Origin of the sequence: Natronorubrum halophilum (assembly GCF_003670115.1) — an archaeon.
GTDB classification, from domain to species: Archaea; Halobacteriota; Halobacteria; order Halobacteriales; family Natrialbaceae; genus Natronorubrum; species Natronorubrum halophilum.
Genome location: NZ_QQTY01000002.1, coordinates 363,522 through 380,419 on the forward strand (window position 1 = coordinate 363,522; position 16,898 = coordinate 380,419).

16 protein-coding genes and 1 tRNA gene are annotated in these 16,898 nt (G+C 62.0%); 9 read left to right on the plus strand and 8 right to left on the minus strand.

What is annotated here, in order from left to right; translation table 11 throughout:
• Window positions 1–430: 430 nt before the first annotated feature.
• From DWB23_RS07870 to DWB23_RS07885, 4 genes are all read right to left on the minus strand, one after another.
• The gene (locus DWB23_RS07870) at window positions 431–1,774 is read right to left on the minus strand and encodes a putative ATP-dependent zinc protease (RefSeq protein ID WP_121742274.1); all 1,344 of its coding nucleotides are present in this window, start codon (window positions 1,772–1,774) and stop codon (window positions 431–433) included.
• 81 nt (window positions 1,775–1,855) lie between these two features.
• Window positions 1,856–3,325 carry a flippase gene (locus DWB23_RS07875; RefSeq protein WP_121742275.1) on the minus strand — a complete coding sequence of 490 codons (1,470 nt, stop codon included), beginning with the start codon at window positions 3,323–3,325 and terminating at the stop codon, window positions 1,856–1,858.
• 537 nt (window positions 3,326–3,862) lie between these two features.
• On the minus strand, window positions 3,863–5,194 hold the full coding sequence (trkA, locus tag DWB23_RS07880; RefSeq protein ID WP_121742276.1) for a Trk system potassium transporter TrkA: 1,332 nt from the start codon (window positions 5,192–5,194) through the stop codon (window positions 3,863–3,865).
• A gap of 244 nt (window positions 5,195–5,438) precedes the next feature.
• Window positions 5,439–6,188 (minus strand): GNAT family N-acetyltransferase, encoded by a 750-nt coding sequence (locus DWB23_RS07885; RefSeq protein WP_121742277.1) that lies wholly within the window; start codon window positions 6,186–6,188, stop codon window positions 5,439–5,441.
• Between the two features lie 245 nt (window positions 6,189–6,433).
• Here DWB23_RS07885 and DWB23_RS07890 point away from each other — a divergent pair, with 245 nt between their 5' ends.
• The 6 genes from DWB23_RS07890 (at window position 6,434) to DWB23_RS07915 (ending at window position 12,696) form a co-directional block, all read left to right on the plus strand.
• Complete coding sequence (locus DWB23_RS07890; protein ID WP_121742278.1) at window positions 6,434–7,534, plus strand: succinylglutamate desuccinylase/aspartoacylase family protein; 1,101 nt, start codon at window positions 6,434–6,436, stop codon at window positions 7,532–7,534.
• Window positions 7,535–7,784: 250 nt separating this feature from the next.
• Complete coding sequence (gene sdhC / locus DWB23_RS07895; protein ID WP_121742279.1) at window positions 7,785–8,213, plus strand: succinate dehydrogenase, cytochrome b556 subunit; 429 nt, start codon at window positions 7,785–7,787, stop codon at window positions 8,211–8,213.
• Entirely contained in the window at window positions 8,213–8,584 is a 372-nt protein-coding gene (locus DWB23_RS07900) for a succinate dehydrogenase (protein ID WP_121742280.1), read from the plus strand. Before sdhC ends, DWB23_RS07900 begins: the two co-directional genes overlap by 1 nt.
• Window positions 8,581–9,453 carry a succinate dehydrogenase/fumarate reductase iron-sulfur subunit gene (locus tag DWB23_RS07905; RefSeq protein WP_121742281.1) on the plus strand — a complete coding sequence of 291 codons (873 nt, stop codon included), beginning with the start codon at window positions 8,581–8,583 and terminating at the stop codon, window positions 9,451–9,453. Before DWB23_RS07900 ends, DWB23_RS07905 begins: the two co-directional genes overlap by 4 nt.
• 1 nt (window position 9,454) lies before the next feature.
• The gene (locus tag DWB23_RS07910; RefSeq protein ID WP_121742282.1) at window positions 9,455–11,311 is read left to right on the plus strand and encodes an FAD-binding protein; all 1,857 of its coding nucleotides are present in this window, start codon (window positions 9,455–9,457) and stop codon (window positions 11,309–11,311) included.
• Window positions 11,312–11,391: 80 nt separating this feature from the next.
• Window positions 11,392–12,696, plus strand: coding sequence for a 5'-deoxyadenosine deaminase (locus DWB23_RS07915; RefSeq protein WP_121742283.1), 1,305 nt, complete (start codon window positions 11,392–11,394; stop codon window positions 12,694–12,696).
• Window positions 12,697–12,742: 46 nt separating this feature from the next.
• Here the strand turns inward: DWB23_RS07915 and DWB23_RS07920 are convergent, their stop codons facing one another.
• A complete protein-coding gene (locus DWB23_RS07920) occupies window positions 12,743–12,937 on the minus strand; it encodes a XapX domain-containing protein (RefSeq protein ID WP_121742284.1) in 195 nt (64 codons plus the stop codon).
• Between the two features lie 184 nt (window positions 12,938–13,121).
• On the opposite strand from DWB23_RS07920, the gene DWB23_RS07925 reads away from it, so the two are divergent.
• Window positions 13,122–13,346, plus strand: coding sequence for a helix-turn-helix domain-containing protein (locus DWB23_RS07925; protein WP_121742285.1), 225 nt, complete (start codon window positions 13,122–13,124; stop codon window positions 13,344–13,346).
• Window positions 13,347–13,488: 142 nt separating this feature from the next.
• Here DWB23_RS07925 and DWB23_RS07930 read toward each other — a convergent pair whose 3' ends face one another.
• On the minus strand, window positions 13,489–14,304 hold the full coding sequence (locus DWB23_RS07930) for an HD domain-containing protein (RefSeq protein ID WP_121742286.1): 816 nt from the start codon (window positions 14,302–14,304) through the stop codon (window positions 13,489–13,491).
• Between the two features lie 93 nt (window positions 14,305–14,397).
• A complete protein-coding gene (locus DWB23_RS07935; protein WP_121742287.1) occupies window positions 14,398–14,877 on the minus strand; it encodes a redoxin domain-containing protein in 480 nt (159 codons plus the stop codon).
• Window positions 14,878–15,197: 320 nt separating this feature from the next.
• Between DWB23_RS07935 and tatA the strand changes: the two genes are divergently transcribed.
• A complete protein-coding gene (gene tatA / locus DWB23_RS07940; protein ID WP_121742288.1) occupies window positions 15,198–15,506 on the plus strand; it encodes a twin-arginine translocase TatA/TatE family subunit in 309 nt (102 codons plus the stop codon).
• A gap of 16 nt (window positions 15,507–15,522) precedes the next feature.
• Window positions 15,523–15,595: transfer RNA gene (locus DWB23_RS07945), tRNA-Arg, on the plus strand.
• 242 nt (window positions 15,596–15,837) lie between these two features.
• Here the strand turns inward: DWB23_RS07945 and DWB23_RS07950 are convergent.
• Window positions 15,838–16,605 carry an SDR family NAD(P)-dependent oxidoreductase gene (locus DWB23_RS07950; protein WP_121742289.1) on the minus strand — a complete coding sequence of 256 codons (768 nt, stop codon included), beginning with the start codon at window positions 16,603–16,605 and terminating at the stop codon, window positions 15,838–15,840.
• Between the last annotated feature and the right edge of the window lie 293 nt (window positions 16,606–16,898).

Sequence of the window (16,898 nt, forward strand, 5' to 3'; positions counted from 1 at the left end):
CGACTGGGTCATCGTCTCGAAGGAATGGCGATCGTCCATCAGCAGCGAACCCTACGGACCGGCGCTTCGGGAGTTCCCCGCCAGCGGATCGCGGTCGTCTTCGACGCTCGCGGTCGATTCCTCGAGGTCGTCACGGTCGTGGTTTGACGTATCGTCGGTCACGGAACGTTGGTACAGTCTGCCAGCGGGAACACGGAACGATCCGTCTCTCGAACGCAACGCTGATTTCCGCTTCCGTTCGATAGGATTTCCGATACCGTAACACAAAATTGCACATCGCGTACGTCGAATATCGTCTCGAGACGGACGCTGTCGGTTGCTCGTATCAACCGACCGGATTCGTCGAGCGGTCTCGGCGAGTTCCACGTCCGGATACAGCCGACGGTCCGTCGTGCCCGACGCTCGAGTCGGACGGGTCGAGCGTCGGCGGTTACTCTTCTTCTTCGGGCGTATCGCGGGCGTCCTGATCGGTTCGTCGACCGACGTCGACGCGGTAGTTCTCGAGGATGTCCCGACCGAGCAAGACGGGGTAATCCATGTGGTTACGATCTTCGACGCTCGCGGTGACGGTGTGTTGATTGCCGCCGACGCCGACGACGACGTCCACCACGGGGCGACTCTTTGCGGTCTTGCTGCTCCCGGACCTGATTCGCGTGATGGATTTGATCGGCCCGGCACCGATGTCGGCTGCGAGTCCGGTATCGATGCTCGTCCGCGTCGCACCGGTGTCGGACTTCGCGAGGACCGATTTCGACCCGCTGGTGCCGGAGAGGACGACCTCCTCGGTGTACCCGATCACGGCCGGTTCCGTCTCCGACTGGCCCGTCTGGACCGGCTGGGCTATCGGCTGTGAGTCGTCGAGTACTTTCGAAAGCTCCCGTACGCGGCCGTCGTCGACCTCGCCGCCGGCGCTCTCGATCGCGAGTTTGGCGATGTAGGGTGCCGGACTGATCTGGGTCGCCTCGTACAGCCCTTTGAAGCCTGCCGTCGGATTGACCTCGAGAACGAACCAGCCCTCGTCTCCCTCGACGAGGTCGACGCCGGCGTAGTCGAGCGTGGTGGCGTCGGCCGCCCGGCGAGCCATATCTCGAGCTTCCTCAGGGAGGTCGTCGGTCGCATCCTCCACGGAGCCGCCGAGGGCGACGTTGGTCCGCCAGTCGTTGTCGGGCGCGTAGCGATACATCGCGCTGATGATCTCGCCGTCGACGACGTAGACGCGGGCGTCGAAGTGACGGTCGTCGTCGCGGTCGATGAGTTCCTGCAGGAAGGCGTACCGGTTGCCGACCTTCGCGTTGATCGGGTCGTCGGCACCGACTTTCCACGTGCCGCCGCCGTGGGTACCGATCGCCGTCTTGTAGACGGCTTCCTCGCCGTACCGACTGCGTGCGGCGTTGAGTTGATCGCTGCTGAGTGCGAGCGTGACGTCGGGGGTCCGAACGTCGTTCGTCGCGAGCGTCGCCGCCGTCGACAGCTTGTGGATCGCCGTCAGCACCGCCGACGGTTCGTTGAGCATCGGCATCAGCTGTGCGAACGTGTTCGCGAGTCCGAGTTCCTCGGCCGGCTGTTCGGTGTTCGACAGCAGCATCCGATTCGCGATGATGTCAACTTCCGGCTCGAGGACGACGCTGCCGTCGGTGACGCTGATCGACGTGTTTTCGGACCGGAGCCACTCGGTGTCGTGACCGAGGGCTTCGACGGCATTTAAGATCGCCTTCGTTTCTTTGCTCGTGTGGAGGCTCAATACCCCGACGGTGACAGGATCGGCAACAGCCATATCCGGATAGATGGCGACATGGGGGAAAAGTATGCTGTCATCGTATTCAATGGATTACTGACAGGATTCGGGATCGATGAGTTACGTGATCGCCGACCGAACCGCTCGCGGATCGACCAGCCCGCTCGCGACGGCGAGGACCGCCCAGGTGAGCGTCCCGAGCGCGATCGCCCCCAGAAGCATCGCCAGACTCGAGACCATCGGCGTCACGAGCAACACGGCGATCGCCATGATCCCGGTGATGCCACAGATCAGGCCGATCGTCCGGGCGAGCCGTCGAAGCCGAAGGGAGAGCTCCAGATGGACGATGTAGAGGTTCACGGCGACGTACACCGAGTGCGTCGCGACCGTCGCGAGCGCCGCGCCGACGACGCCCATCGACGGGATCAGGAGGATGTTCAATCCGAAATTGGCCGCAGCGGTCCCGCCTTTCGCAACCGCGCGGTGGCGGGCGCGGCCGAGGTAGTCCAAACTGTCGCTGGTCAGATTCGTGATCGCCTGGAGGACGATGAAGGCGGCGAGGACCTGAAGAACCGGAATCGCGCCCGCGTAGTCGGCGCCGAACACCATCCTGATAAACGGGTCCGCAACGATCGCGAGACCGACGGCCGCCGGAATGTACAGCAACATCGTGTGCGTCAGCGACGTTTCGTAGATCCGGCGAGCCTGATCGAGCTGTCCCGAGGCCTTCTGTTCGCCGAAGTTCGGCGAGATGGTAAAGCCGAGCGATTCCGCGGGTGCGAGCACGAAGTCCGTGATCTGCTTTCCCAGCGTGTAGAACGCGACCGCGGTCGGGGTCAGGAACACGCCGACGAGAACGGTGTCGATCTGCTTGTCCACGACGTTCGCACTGCGCGTCGCCGTCAGCGGAACGCTGTACTCGAGGAGTCGACGCGAGAGGCCGTCCTCGTAGGTGTCGGCGGGGTCGTATCGTGCGTAGAACTTGTAGTACAGCAGCGTCAACCCGATCGCCGCCGACAGCGCGTAGCCGACGATGTAGCCGAAAAAGGCACCGAGTGCACCCAGCCCCAGAAGGATGAATCCGACGGCGAAGACGAGCCGACTGAATCCGCTTATCGCCTGCACCATCGCGCTGTAGCCCAAGCGATTGAACCCCTGAAACGTGATCTGTGCGAAGCCGCTGAACGAGAAGACGGTGATGTAGATCACGCCCGCCGCGAGAAACGGCGCGGCCGCCGGCTCCCCCAGCGCAACGGCGATCCGTTCGTGAAACAGGAGGAGGAGGTACACGACTAGCGTGATGATCACGATCTTGAACGTGACCGTCGACTTGATCAGGTGGGGGATCTGTCCGGGATCCTTCTCGTTGTACTCCGAAATATATCTGGCCGCGGACTTGCCGATCCCGAGATCGGCGACCAACTGGACCATCGCTAAAATCCCGATCACCCAGTACAGCGTTCCGTAGCCGTCGGGATCGAGGAGATAGCGCGCCAGTAGGAACATTAACAGCGCGCTCGAGAGCATGTAGATTGCTCGAGCGACGAGCGTTACTTTGAGTCCGCTGACGATGTGTTCCTGTCTGTTCATTCGAATGTATCTGACACTACGTGGTGGCTTCGACCGCCCGATCGGAAGTTGAGGGACCGTCGCAGTCGTTCGGTGGAGGGATCTCCCAATTGTAATGCGGAGACAAACGCCGTTCGACTACCGGACCCGGCGTCGATAGTGGGTGACGGCCGACAGGCTGGTCGAGTGGAACACGCCCGTCGCATTCGCGCTTCTGGGAGCGTAATGACCCGTATCCGTGTCGGTAAGGGCTACGTACTTCGGGTATCGTCGCGGGTAGTAGCGCGATCGCTCGCGGATACGGCGTCTCGACCGACGCCGAACTGACCGCTGTCACCGGAATCGTTCTCCGGGAAACGGATACCGAAGCGTCAAACGAACGGTCGGTTCGATCGATACGGTGAACGAAGTGTTAGTTGATGATCCGTGTTACACTATTCGGAACGGGAGCTGAAATTGAACCGCTCGATTTCGGTAAGTGCGGGTACAACGTCTCAAAAGTTCCACACCTGGACGGACTGTTTGTGCAATCTACCGTGGACCGTTCCATTATCGGTTTCAAATTAGTTCAGCGATCTCAGAAGCGACGTCGGTGTCGACGAAGGCGATTACCCGATCGCCGGTTTGAATGATCTTATTTCCGCGTGGGAGTTGCAGTTGGCCGCCACGGATAATAGCGCCGATTACGAAGCCCGCCGGCAACTGGTTGGCGGCATCCCTGAGGGAATTTCCGGTGAGAACGCTCTCTTTATCGACGACCACTTCAAGAACTTCCGCACTATCGTGCTCGAAAACGCTGACGTTCTCAGGGCCCGGCCCGTACACTGCCTGAAGAATTTTGCCGGCGATGATATCCTGCGGGTGAACGACCACGTCAATGCCGGTGCTTTCGAATATTTCGACGATTTCGGGGTCGTCAACGATGGCGGCGGTGCTAGTGACGTCACGTTCACGTGCCAACTGTGCGAGTAGGTAGTTCGTATCGTCGTCAACCGCGCCAACGACTAAATCAGCGTTTGTTAGCAAGTCGGGGTTGAAACCCTCGATATTCGCGATATCCGTTTCAGCGATTGACGCACCTTGAAGTCGGGTTGAGAGGGCGTCCACCTGCTCGGGATCGCGTTCCGCGATTTGCGGTGCCCAGCCCCGGGCTTCAAATTGCTGGGCAATCTGATACCCCAACTCGTCCCCTCCGACGATTACGATGTCGTCGTCGGAATCCAGAGCTGGTTGTGGGGCAACAGCATCCGCGAACCGACTGATGTCAGATAAACCTCCGATAACGACTACACAGTCACCGGATTGAATGACTGTGTCGCCCTGGGGAATGAGTATGTCGTCATCCCGGAGGATGGCTGCGAACGTTGTTGATGCGTAGCGATCCGCCTCCGCGATGGTCTGACCGGCCACTGGTGCATTCTCCCTGATTTCGAACTCGGCGGCTTCCACCTGACCGCCGGCAAAGGTATCGACAGCTCGCGCTCCTGGGAGTACGATGGTCTGGGTGACGGCTTCGGCAGCGAGCACGTCAATGCACAGCATCGTATCGACGCCGAGACCACCATCAAGTGATTGCCAGGTCCGGCACAACCCAATATCCTTCACTCGAGCGATGGTGTGGGGATCACCGGACCGCTTGGCCGCATTGCAGGCCATGATATTGGCCGCGTCGCTATCGGTGCTCGCAACAACGATGTCCGCGCGGTCGATGTCTGCTTCCCGAAGCACGGGTACTGAACGCCCATCACCAACGATCCCTGAGACATCGATCTCCGACGTCAGAGCGTCGATTCGGCCCGAATCACGGTCGACGATAGTAACATCGTGAGTCTCCGTGAGGTCAGAGGCGATATTTGTACCGACGTCCCCGGCTCCGATGATGAGAATCATTTGTTATTCTATAGAGACAGACACCGCGGCAAGTTGTAAATCTTGTACCGTCCTTTCTTCTTTCACTGATCAGACGCGATGATTATTGCTGACGACGGCTGCGTGATGTTCTCCTGTGCATTCTGCGTGATCGCCTCTATACTCTCATTCAGATCGAAAAATTTCGGACGGCATATACGCAACCTGTACGTGCCAACCGCTTTACGAGTACCACTACGTAAGAGAGCCGTACCACTACCTCCTGCTAGAGATACGACGAGTCCCAACGCGTCGCCTTCCGACGATTGCCACAGACGTTGCACTCGATGCGTCCCATGGTGTCCATGGTGTTGTCCAGCGAGTCGCAGTTGCCACAAAACCACGCGTACAGTTCCTCCCGGTCCTCGGTCTCGTAGGCGCCGTAGAACGGTGACTTCGCGCCACGGGCGGCCTCGCCGAAGCTCACGTAGACGGTCTGCCCGTCGACCTCGAGTTCGTCGACGGCTCCCCAGCCTTCGTCGCCGATCTCGCCTTCGACGTAGACGTTCTCCGTGAACGTCTCGTCGCCGATCTCGACCTCGCGCTGGCCGGCCCGTTCGAAGCCGTGGCCCCGATAGAACGCATTGCCGCCTTCGTTGTCCTCGAGGACCAGACACTGGATGTTGTCGGCACCTTCCTCGAGTAGCTTTTCGCGGGTTCGAACGAGCAGCCGGACGCCCGTTCCGCCGCCGCGGTGGTCGGGGTCGATGTGCAGCCACAGGATCCGACCGGTGTCGTACCGCTGGCCGATCAGATCGTTCTGGGAGAAGCCGACGACCTCGCCGTCCCGTTCGATGACGAGGACGAGCGAGTGGTCGGCCGCGAGTTCGTCGGTAAACGAGTCTCCGTACCACTGTTCGATCGCGTCGTCGATAGTTTCCGCCTCGAGAAAGTCCGTATACGTTGAGTTAAGGGACCGCTGGGCGATCGAACGGATCGCGTCGATATCGTCATCAGTCGCTTCACGAATCTCCATGGTTGCTAGTACTATGGCATCCTACAAAACGTATGCCCACGGGGAGAGTTTCTCCCCAACTCGATTCGATGAAACGAGCACTCGTTTCGCAAGATCAACACCCGCGGCCGTCCGTCGGTGACTGATACCGAAAACAGGCCGGCTGCGGTCGGTTCTTGTCATCACCGCGGGAGGGGATCGGCGCGAACGGATCGCCGTCGCGTCGACAAGCGAAGATTCACATTGCTCCCGGCGGAGACACTGCTATGAGCGACGATACGGATGAGCCACCGGACGGCGGTGCGTCCGAGCCTACGGCCGACACGTTCACGTACAACGGCGGCCGGGTTGATCCCGGCGAGTCGGCCAATATTCGGTACGGTATCAGCGAAACGTATCTCGGTGATCCCGTCAGAATCCCCGTTACGGTGATCAACGGCGAACATCCCGGGCCGACCGTCTTCCTCTCGGCTGCGGCTCACGGCGACGAACTCAACGGCATCGAGGTCGTCCGTGAGGTCGCCCACGACTGGGACCACTCGGGGCTCCACGGGACCCTGATCTGTCTCCCCGTGATGAACGTCCCCGGTTTTCTCGCACAGGAGCGGTATCTTCCGATCTACGACCGGGATCTGAACCGCTCGTTTCCCGGCCGCGAGGGCTCGACGAGCGCCCGGCGGATGGCACACCGCATCTTCACGAACTTCATCGAACCCTGCGATCTCGGCGTGGACTTCCACACGTCCACGCGCGGCCGAACGAACATGATCCACGTTCGGGCCAACATGGAACACTCGAAGGTGTCACGGCTCTCGAAAGCGTTCAGCTCGAACGTCATCATCGCCGGTGAGGGCCCGTCGGGAACGCTTCGACGGGAGGCGACACAGGCCGGCGTTCCCACGATTACGGTCGAGATGGGCGAAGCCCACCGGTTCCAGCGTCGGCTGATCGATCGCGCCTTGACCGGCGTTGCGAGCGTGCTCGCCGAATTCGGCCTCCATCCGGAATCCTCCGTCCACTGGCCCGGCTGGCGGACCATTATCGACGACGACAACGAGAAGACGTGGATCCGCGCCGACGCGGGCGGTATCGTCGACATGAAACGCGGCCGAGGCGAACTCGTCAGGGAGGGCGAGGTGATCTGTACGATTACCAACCCGTTCAAGGAGGAAGACGACATCGTCACCGTCGAAGCGCCCTTCACCGGACTCATCGTCGGCGTCCTCGAGAATCCGGTCGTCTACCCGGGGAACCCGCTGTGTCATCTCGTCGGGCTCTCGCCGGATACTCGAACGGCATTAGAGCGTGAACGGACGACCGAGAACTCCCGGTCGGAACTCCGGGCTGCCGGTTCGGAGATGGAATAACGCAACGCGTCGTGCCTGCCCACCGCTGCCGGTCGTGGGGACCGTCGGTCCGGATCGCTCCCCGTCGGTCGGCCGTCTCCCCTCGATCGTCTCGAGCGATAGTCTGACATGTTGGCGCTCGAGTTCGGACCCGTTCGGAGTTTGTCGACGAATCCATTTCGTTTCCGACTGAACGTGATCGGCAGAAACTGCCAGCAGGAGCGATAAAGTAACTTCTATACCCCCACGGTCTAACCGTCCACATGAGCGCATGAGTCAGTCTTACAATCGCGGTCTCATCGAGGACTTCGGTCGCTGGAAGGAGTTCTCGGCCGGCATGTGGGCGTGGATCTTCCACAAGTTCACCGGGTGGATGCTAATCGGCTATCTGTTCACTCACATCGCCGTGCTGAGTACAGCCGTCGGCGCAGCGAGCGGCGACGCAACACTCATCCAGCAGGAAACGGACATCTATACGACGACGATTCAGGGGCTCGAGGGCCTCTTTATTGTACGGATACTCGAGGTCGGACTGCTCGCAGTGGCAGTGTTCCACATCCTGAACGGGCTTCGATTACTGATGGTCGATCTCGGCGTCGGATTGGATGCACAGGACAAGAGTTTCTACGCTTCGCTGGTGTTGACGGCGATCATCACCGTCGCGAGCGTCCCAACCTTCCTCGACGGGGTGACCCTCTGATGGCGGAGCGATACTCCTCGTTCGCGCCCGGCGGGACCGCGTGGTTGCTCCAGCGGATCACGGCGGCGTTTCTGGTCGTCGTTCTGGCCTTTCATTTCTTCCAACTACACTTCGTCAACCACGCCGCGGACGTCACCTTCCTGGGTACGGAGGCTCGGATGGAGAACGTCGGCTACTTCCTGACGATGGTCCTGTTCCTGATCACCGCGGCGTTCCACGGCGTCAACGGCGTCTACAACGCGCTCGTTAACCAGGGGCTGAAAGGAACGCAGAAGAAGGTCGTACTCGCAGTGCTTGTTCTCGCGGGCACGGCACTCATCGTGCAGGGAATCTACGTTGCAATGGCGATGGCCGGGGTGGAGATCGTATGAGCACTCAACAACCCGAACAACCCGAGAGTCAGGAGGCACCGAAAGACCCCGAAATGCGGGGGGCCGAGTCGCCGGTCGACGAGAAAGAGAAAGAAGGCGGCGATATCGATCAGACGACGGCCGACAAGTCCGAACTCGAGGGCGAGTCGGTCCTCATCAAGGTGTTTCGCTACGATCCCGAGGTCGCGGACAAACAGGAGCCGCGCTTCGACGACTTCCACGTGCCCTTCGAGCGGGGGATGACCGTCCTCGATGCGGTCATGTACGCCCGGGATACGTATGACTCCTCGCTGACCTTCCGACACTCCTGTCGGCAGGCCGTCTGTGGCTCCGACGCATTCTTCGTCAACGGCAAACAGCGACTGGGGTGTAAGACCCAGCTCGCGGATTTGGAGCACCCGGTTCGGATCGAACCGCTGCCCCACCAGGAGGTCGTCAAGGACCTGGTCGTCGACATGGACCACTTCTACGACCAGATGCACACCGTCGAACCGTACCTCCAGCAGGACGACCTGCCGGAGGGCGAACTCGAGGAACAGCGCCAGTCCCGGGAGAACCGCGAGAAGGTCAAGATGTCCACGCGCTGTATCTGGTGTGGCGCGTGCATGTCCTCGTGTAACATCGCGGCCGGCGACAACGAGTACCTCGGTCCGGCGGCGATCAACAAGGCCTACCGGTTCGCGATGGACGACCGCGAGGACGAGGACGTCAAAGAGCACCGACTCCGCATTCTCGAGCAGGAACACGGTGTCTGGCGGTGTCAGACCCAGTTCTCCTGTACCGAGGTGTGTCCGAAGGACATTCCGCTCACCGAGCACATTCAGGAGCTCAAGCGGGAAGCGGTGAAGAAAAACCTGAAGTTCTGGTAATATGTACGAACACGACGTTATCGTGGTCGGCGCCGGCGGCGCCGGTCTCCGTGCTGCGGTCGCAGCGGACGAGGCGGGTGCGGACGTCGCACTGGTCTCGAAACTCCACCCGGTTCGCAGCCACACGGGTGCAGCGGAGGGTGGAATCAACGCCGCCCTCCGAGAGGGCGACGACTGGGAGCTTCACGCCTACGACACGATGAAGGGCTCGGACTATCTGGGCGACGCCCCGGCGGTCGAGACCCTCGCACAGGACGCTCCCAAAGACACGATCACCCTCGAGCACTGGGGAATGCCCTTCTCGCGCGAGGAAGACGGCCGCGTCTCCCAGCGACCGTTCGGCGGGCTCTCGTTCCCCCGGACGACCTACGCCGGCGCGGAGACGGGTCACCACCTCCTGCACGTGATGTACGAGCAGGTCGTCAAACGCGGCATTCAGGTGTACGACGAGTGGTACGTCATGGATCTCGCGACGACCGACGAAGACGACCCCAACGACCGCGAGTGTCACGGCGTCGTCGCCTACGACGTTCAGTCGGGCGCTATTGAAGGGTTCAAAGCGAACGACGGCGTCGTCCTCGCGACCGGCGGCCCCGGACAGGCCTTCGACCACACCACCAACGCCGTCTCCTGTACCGGCGACGGCCACGCGATGGCCTATCGGGCGGGCGCGCCGCTCGAGGACATGGAGTTCATCCAGTTCCACCCGACGTCGCTCCCGTCGACGGGAGTCCTCATTTCGGAGGGCGTCCGCGGTGAGGGTGGGATCCTCTACAACAACGACGGCGAGCGGTTCATGTTCGAACACGGGTACGCGAACAACTCCGGCGAACTCGCCTCCCGCGACGTCGTCGCCCGCGCCGAACTCACCGAGGTCAACGAGGGACGCGGCGTCGAGGACGAGTACGTCCACCTCGACATGCGCCACCTCGGCGAAGAGCGCATTCTGGACCGCCTCGAGAACATCCTCCACCTCGCGGAGGACTTCGAGGGCGTCGACGGCCTCGTCGAACCGATGCCGGTCAAACCCGGCCAGCACTACGCGATGGGCGGAATCGAGGTCGACGAGAACGGTCAGACGTGCATCAACGGCCTCTACGCGGCCGGCGAGTGCGCCTGCGTCTCCGTCCACGGCGGGAACCGACTCGGCGGAAACGCCCTGCCGGAACTGATCGTCTTCGGCAAGCGCGCCGGCCGCCACGCCGCCGGCGAGGATCTCGGCGAGCCCCAGATCCGAACCGGCTACGGCGACGACGTCGAGGACGAAACCGAGACCGAACTGCCGGTCCACCCCGGCATGGCCGGGCTCGACACCGCCGACGGCGTCGCCGCAGACGGCGGCGAGCGAACCGACGGCGGCGTCACGACCGACGCTGACGGACTCCTCGAGCAGAAAGTCGAGCGCACGCGCGAGCACGTCGACTATCTGATGGAGAAAGACGACGGCGTCCAGCACGCCGAAATCCGACAGAAGCTCCAGAACGCGATGACGGATTACGTCAACGTCTTCCGCACCGAGGAGGGCGTCAAGAAGGCCCTGAGACTCATCCGCGAGTGCCGCGAGGAGTATCAGGACGTCTACGTCGACGACCCGTCGAAGACGTTCAACACCGACCTCCAACAGACCATCGAGACGCGCAACCTGATCGACGTCGCCGAGACCATCGCGCTCGGCGCACTCGTGCGCAACGAGTTCCGCGGTGCCCACTGGCGACAGGAGAACCAGATCCGCGACGACGAGAACTGGCTCAAACACACGCTCATCTCCTGGAACGACGGCGCACCGTCGATCTTCTACCGACCGGTCATCCTCGAGGGCCAGGACAAGACCTACGAGCCGAAAGTGCGCAGTTACTGACGAGCCACGCTCCGTTTTTTCGATCGGTTCGGTTCAGGATCACCAGAGCTAAGGCGTCTCCACCGCTATCGTGGTCCGGTATGTTATTGTCGGGGACGGTTGTCGCTGACGCCGAGACCGTGATTCAAGATGGTGCCGTCGTCGTCGAAGACGATCTGATCGTCGCCGTGGGGGACCGGCTGGACTGCCTCGAGCGGTACCCGGATCACGAACGCGAGTCGTACGACGTGCTCACGCCGGGTACCGTCGGTGCGCACGTCCACTCCGTCCAGAGCCTCGGCCGCGGCATCGCCGACGACACCGAACTCCTCGACTGGCTGTACGAGTACGTGCTGCCGATGGAAGCGTCCATGTCCCCGGACGCGATGCGGACGGCCGCCGAACTCGGCTACCTCGAGATGATCGAGAGCGGAACGACGACCTGCATCGACCACCTCTCGGTCGCCCACGCCGGGGAGGCCTTCGAGGCGGCCCGGGAACTCGGGATTCGCGGCCGACTCGGAAAGGTAATGATGGACAAGGACGCCCCGCCGGGGCTGCTCGAGGAGACCGACGAAGCCCTCGCCGAGAGCGAACGACTCATTCGCGAGTACCACGGCGTCGACGACGGCCGCATTCGCTACGCCGTGACGCCGCGGTTCGCCGTGAGCTGTACCGAAGCCTGTCTTCGCGGGACGCGGGACCTCGCGGACGCCTACGACGACGTGATGATCCACACGCACGCGAGCGAGAACCGCGGCGAGATCGCGGCCGTCGAGGACGAAACCGGTCGGCGGAACATCCACTGGCTCAACGAGGTCGGGCTGACCGGAGAGGACGTCGTGCTCGCACACTGCGTCTGGACCGACGAGTCCGAGCGCGAACTCCTCGCGGAAACCGGAACGAACGTGACCTACTGCCCGTCCTCGAACATGAAGCTGGCGAGCGGCGTGGCACCGGTGCTCGATTATCTGGACCGGGGCATCAACGTCGCGCTGGGCAACGACGGGCCGCCGTGTAACAACACGCTCGATCCGTTCACGGAGATGCGACAGGCGAGCCTCCTCCAGAAAGTGGACCGACTCGAGCCGCAGGCGCTGCCGGCCCAAACGGTGTTCGAAATGGCGACGATCAACGGGGCGCAGGCCGCGGGATTCGACCGCGTCGGAAAACTTCGCGAGGGCTGGAAAGCCGATATCCTCGGCCTCGAGACGGACGTGACCCGCGGGACGCCGATTCACGACGTGCTCTCGCATCTGACGTTCGTCGCGCACGGCGACGACGTGCAGTTCACGATGGTCGACGGCGACGTGTTGATGCGCGACGGGGAGGTCCTCGTCGCGGACGCCGCAGCGATCAGGTCGAACGCGCGTGCGTTCGCCGCCGAACTGGACGCCGCCACCTGACGACGGGCGATTCGACGACCGACGAAAAGGAGCGAGCGACAGCCGTTTACAATCCGAGCGCGTCGAGCACGCCGATTCCGAGATCGACAGCCTGTACGAGTTTGTATCCCAGATAGATGCCGATGATTCCCATCAGTCCCGGTAGCTCCGGCGGTGCCGGTATAGGGACGTCGAAGAGGCCGAAGAACGCACCGGTGAGCACGCCAGTCAACAACCCGAGTACGACGAGTTCCCAATTCATACCGATGAGCGGGTCGGTGACGACAAAAATACACTGACTCGCGGTCGGCCTACTCCGGGACACGTTCGATCGGGCGTGGGTCGCTCACGATCGAAGAATCGCAAGCAGCCGCCGGACTCGAGCGTCCGTTATCGACGATCGACGACACTCAGTTTTAATATTGTCGAAGGTCGGACTGTGTAGTATGCAACTCGACGGTCACACAGATTTGATGGTATCGATCCCGGACGATATCGAGTCGGCACAGGCGAAGCTCGTCTACCTCTACCTTGCGGTCTGGGAAACTGCGACGGCCGACGACCTCTGTACGACGCTCGAGATCAACAAGGGAACCGCCCTCTCGATCACCGGCACGCTCCGGAAGCGTGGCCACCTCGAGCGGACGGATGGACGGTACGAACTCGCCTGACTGCCGTCTCGAGGTGGGGGGGGGTGGCGGAGTCTACCTGTTCCGAACGCGTTCCGAGCATCGCGGAAGGGCGGGCTGTTACACCACACTGGCCGCGAGAAATAGCGAGTCGAACCGCCTTCCGGCGCGTTTGATCGGCGACTTACAACTCGATTCGCTCGACTAACTGCTCGCGGTTCTCGTTCGTGTTGACCGCGACGATTCGGATCAGATCCTCGAGACCGGAGCCCTTGAGCTTTGCTTTGAGCAGGTTGTCGACCTGGTAGACGCCGGCGGCGTTGGTCATCTCGATTTCGACTAGTACGGGACTGCCGTCGCCCTCCTGAAGCGAAACGCGGCTGATCGCTTGGCTCGAGAGGGTGTTGATGCCGCGGCCGCCGTGTTCGTAGGGGATCCGCGAGCGACCGCGCTCCATATCGAGGGCGTCGGCGACGCGGATGACGCCCGCCTCGGTCGTCAGGGGGGTCTCGGACCGGTGATGGCAGAGGATCGCGTGGAGGACCTCCCCTTTCACTCGGACGGCGTCGGCGACGTCGTAAAACTCGGGCAGCACGCGATCCAGAATATCCGAGGCCAGCGGGATCGAGTAGTAAGCGTGCTCGTCTCGGTGGACGACGTGACCGACGTCGTGGAGCGTCGCCGCGAGCGCGATGATGACCGACTCGTCCGCCTCGGCCAGCCCTTGCTGGCGCGCGCCGTTGAAGTCGACGCTGCCGGCCTTGAGCAGATCGTAGAGACACAGCGCTCGGTTGCGAACGATCTCGATGTGTTTCGCGCCGTGATCGTTGTACTGCATCCGGTCGACCGCGTTGACGTTCTGGGCCTCGAGATAGGTCTGAATCTCCTCGTCCTCGAGCACGAACTCGAGGACGCGGTTCAGTTTCTCGTCGGGGAAGTGGTGGTCGGCGTCAGGACGGTAGACACGGCGTGCAGAATCGTCGCCAACGGAATCGCTCATATGGGTCCATCGATTGCTGACTAAAAAAGCCCTGCGACGGTCGGCGTTCGATCGGATTCTCGCTCGAGGCTGATCGGATCGCGTGTGGTCCGTTCAGGCCGCGTCTTCGACGGCGACTTCGACCTCGTCGTAGTCGGGTTCGACGCCGGGATCGTCGCTGACCCACTTGTAGGTGATCGTGCCGTCGGCGTCGACGACGAACACCGAGCGCTTGGCGACGCCGTAGACGCCCAGATCGGCGAAGTCCATCTCGACGTCGTAGTCGTCGATGATCTCCTTGTTGTAGTCGCTGATGAGTCCGAACTCGAGGTCGTTCTGGGCGCGGAACTCGTTCAGCGCGAACGGGGAGTCGCGGCTGACGCCGTAGACGCTGGCGTCGAGGTCGTTGAACGACGCGAGTCGGTCCTGGAACGCACACATCTCGGTCGTACAGACGCCGGTGAACGCGCCCGGGAAGAAGGCGAGGACGATCGGTGCCTCGTCTGCGAGACGATCCGAGAGGGTGAACGAGTCAACGTCGCCGGTTGCGAGCGGTGCGGTAAAGTCGGGTGCGGAATCTCCGGTTTCAGGCATCGGTGGCTACTTGACGGCAACCGGGAAAGTCAGTTTCGTTCGTGGAATCGAACGCGGGAGCGCGGTGACCGGACCAGTACCAGCGTGTGACGACGCGGTTCGTTCTCGAAAATACCCGCACAATCGCTCCGGTGTGCCGTTTCCGCGATACGCACGGCGGAGCCGGGTCGCTTCGATTCGTTTCGAAAAGAGGATAAGGTACGACAATGTTCCACTTGTAATTAGCTCGATAGTCCGCTTCAAGCGGACTTTCGCCGAAACTTGTTCTACTAAGCGGTCCAAAAAGGTTATAATTGCCAGCGGATAAGCCACGTATAGAGATGGTAGCCGAAATCGCACCGCTGTTCATCCCCGGCGCACCCGGGGGTCCGGAACTACTGATCATCCTTTTCATCGCCATTCTCCTGTTCGGGGCCAACAAGATCCCGAAGCTCGCACGGTCGACCGGCGAGGCCATGGGAGAATTCCAGAAGGGGCGTGAAAAGGTCGAAACGGAACTCGACGAAATGCGCGAATCGGGATTCGAGGAGAACGACGAGTTCGACGAGGACGAAGACGACTTCGTCGACACGGAACCCGTCACCGAAGAGACGGAAACGGACACCGACACCGAGACGGAAACCAACTAACTCGTTTTTTCTCGAGGGGCGTGTGGCCTAGCGGAGAGGGCAGGAGGTTCCTAACCTTCTGATCGCGGGTTCGAATCCCGTCACGCCCGTTATCGTGCTGAGCGGCAGCGAGGCCGATAACGGATTGAGCGGAATTCGAATCAGGGAGGTCGCGCGCAGCGAAGTGAGCACGTCCGACCGTGGTTCGAATCCCGTCACGCCCGTCCGTCGGCGAACGTCAGTGAGCCGTACGGACGGCACTCCGGGAATCGACCGACTTTCTCGAGCCGGAGCCACGCCTCGCTCTCGAGGGGCGGCTGGTAGCGAACGGACGGAAAACGCGAGCGGCGAGTTACCGCGAGGTCCAGCCGCCGTCGACCGCCAGACAGGTCCCGGTCACGTAACTCGCGGCGTCGCTGGCGAGAAAGACGACCGGGCCGGCGATTTCGTCCGGGTCGGCGAACCGATCCAGCGGCGTACGATCGAGGATCGACCGTCGAAGCCGTTCGTTCGCCTCGAGCGATTCGGTGAGCGCCGTCGAGACGTAGCCGGGGGCGACGGCGTTGACTCTGACCTCGGGTGCCCAGTCGAGCGCCATGCTCTTCGTGAGCCCGACGAGCCCGTGTTTCGACGCGACGTAGGGGTGTTGTCGGGGGAGCCCGACGAGGCCACCGACGCTCGCGACGTTGATAACCGACCCCCCGCCGCTCTCGTGAAGGAGGTCCGCCGCTGCTCGCGTCACTTCGTACGCGCCGTTCAGATTGACGTCGAGGACGCGATCGAGGCTCTCGGCCGAGACGTCCTCCGGACGACCGAGCGCGTCATCGGGATTGAATCCGGCGTTGTTGACGACGATATCGACGCCGCCGAACGCGTCGTCGGCCCGGTCGATCGCGTCGGCGACCGCATCGGGATCGGTGACATCGGCGGAGACGGCCAGTGCATCCCCGCCATCTGCCTCGATTTCCTCGGTGACGGCCTCGATCTCGTCCGTCGAGCGCGCGGACGGGACGACCGCGGCACCGGCGTTCGCGAGGCCGACCGCGATCGCACGACCGATACCGCGTCCGCCGCCGGTGACGATCGCGACGTCCCCCTCGAGGCTGAATCCCTTACTCATCGGTTGGATACGTGGATCGCGGTCGATCGGTCGATGAGGGCGTCGTTGTAGTGGTCCTTGCCTCTCTTCTGCTTCCGGTGCGTTCGGATACAGTGCTGGCTCTCATCGATCGGCGATACCGGCGGTGTAAGCATATGTGTTCCTCTCGGCGATCGCCAGCCTCTCGAACGGACGATCGTGTGCCCGGTCGATAATTATTGGAAAACGAACTGTGGGGCGATAGTATAAGTAGTATTATTCTGGAAGTAGCGACTGGGAAGAGGAGTGATGGTAGGGTGAACCAATTTTTGTCA

Coding starts and splice junctions, on each gene's coding strand:
- DWB23_RS07870 (WP_121742274.1), bottom strand. CDS start 1,774: ATGGCTGTTGCCGATCCTGTCACCGTCGGGGTATTGAGCCTCCACACG.
- DWB23_RS07875 (WP_121742275.1), bottom strand. CDS start 3,325: ATGAACAGACAGGAACACATCGTCAGCGGACTCAAAGTAACGCTCGTC.
- trkA (WP_121742276.1), bottom strand. CDS start 5,194: ATGATTCTCATCATCGGAGCCGGGGACGTCGGTACAAATATCGCCTCT.
- DWB23_RS07885 (WP_121742277.1), bottom strand. CDS start 6,188: ATGGAGATTCGTGAAGCGACTGATGACGATATCGACGCGATCCGTTCG.
- DWB23_RS07890 (WP_121742278.1), top strand. CDS start 6,434: ATGAGCGACGATACGGATGAGCCACCGGACGGCGGTGCGTCCGAGCCT.
- sdhC (WP_121742279.1), top strand. CDS start 7,785: ATGAGTCAGTCTTACAATCGCGGTCTCATCGAGGACTTCGGTCGCTGG.
- DWB23_RS07900 (WP_121742280.1), top strand. CDS start 8,213: ATGGCGGAGCGATACTCCTCGTTCGCGCCCGGCGGGACCGCGTGGTTG.
- DWB23_RS07905 (WP_121742281.1), top strand. CDS start 8,581: ATGAGCACTCAACAACCCGAACAACCCGAGAGTCAGGAGGCACCGAAA.
- DWB23_RS07910 (WP_121742282.1), top strand. CDS start 9,455: ATGTACGAACACGACGTTATCGTGGTCGGCGCCGGCGGCGCCGGTCTC.
- DWB23_RS07915 (WP_121742283.1), top strand. CDS start 11,392: ATGTTATTGTCGGGGACGGTTGTCGCTGACGCCGAGACCGTGATTCAA.
- DWB23_RS07920 (WP_121742284.1), bottom strand. CDS start 12,937: ATGAATTGGGAACTCGTCGTACTCGGGTTGTTGACTGGCGTGCTCACC.
- DWB23_RS07925 (WP_121742285.1), top strand. CDS start 13,122: ATGCAACTCGACGGTCACACAGATTTGATGGTATCGATCCCGGACGAT.
- DWB23_RS07930 (WP_121742286.1), bottom strand. CDS start 14,304: ATGAGCGATTCCGTTGGCGACGATTCTGCACGCCGTGTCTACCGTCCT.
- DWB23_RS07935 (WP_121742287.1), bottom strand. CDS start 14,877: ATGCCTGAAACCGGAGATTCCGCACCCGACTTTACCGCACCGCTCGCA.
- tatA (WP_121742288.1), top strand. CDS start 15,198: ATGGTAGCCGAAATCGCACCGCTGTTCATCCCCGGCGCACCCGGGGGT.
- DWB23_RS07950 (WP_121742289.1), bottom strand. CDS start 16,605: ATGAGTAAGGGATTCAGCCTCGAGGGGGACGTCGCGATCGTCACCGGC.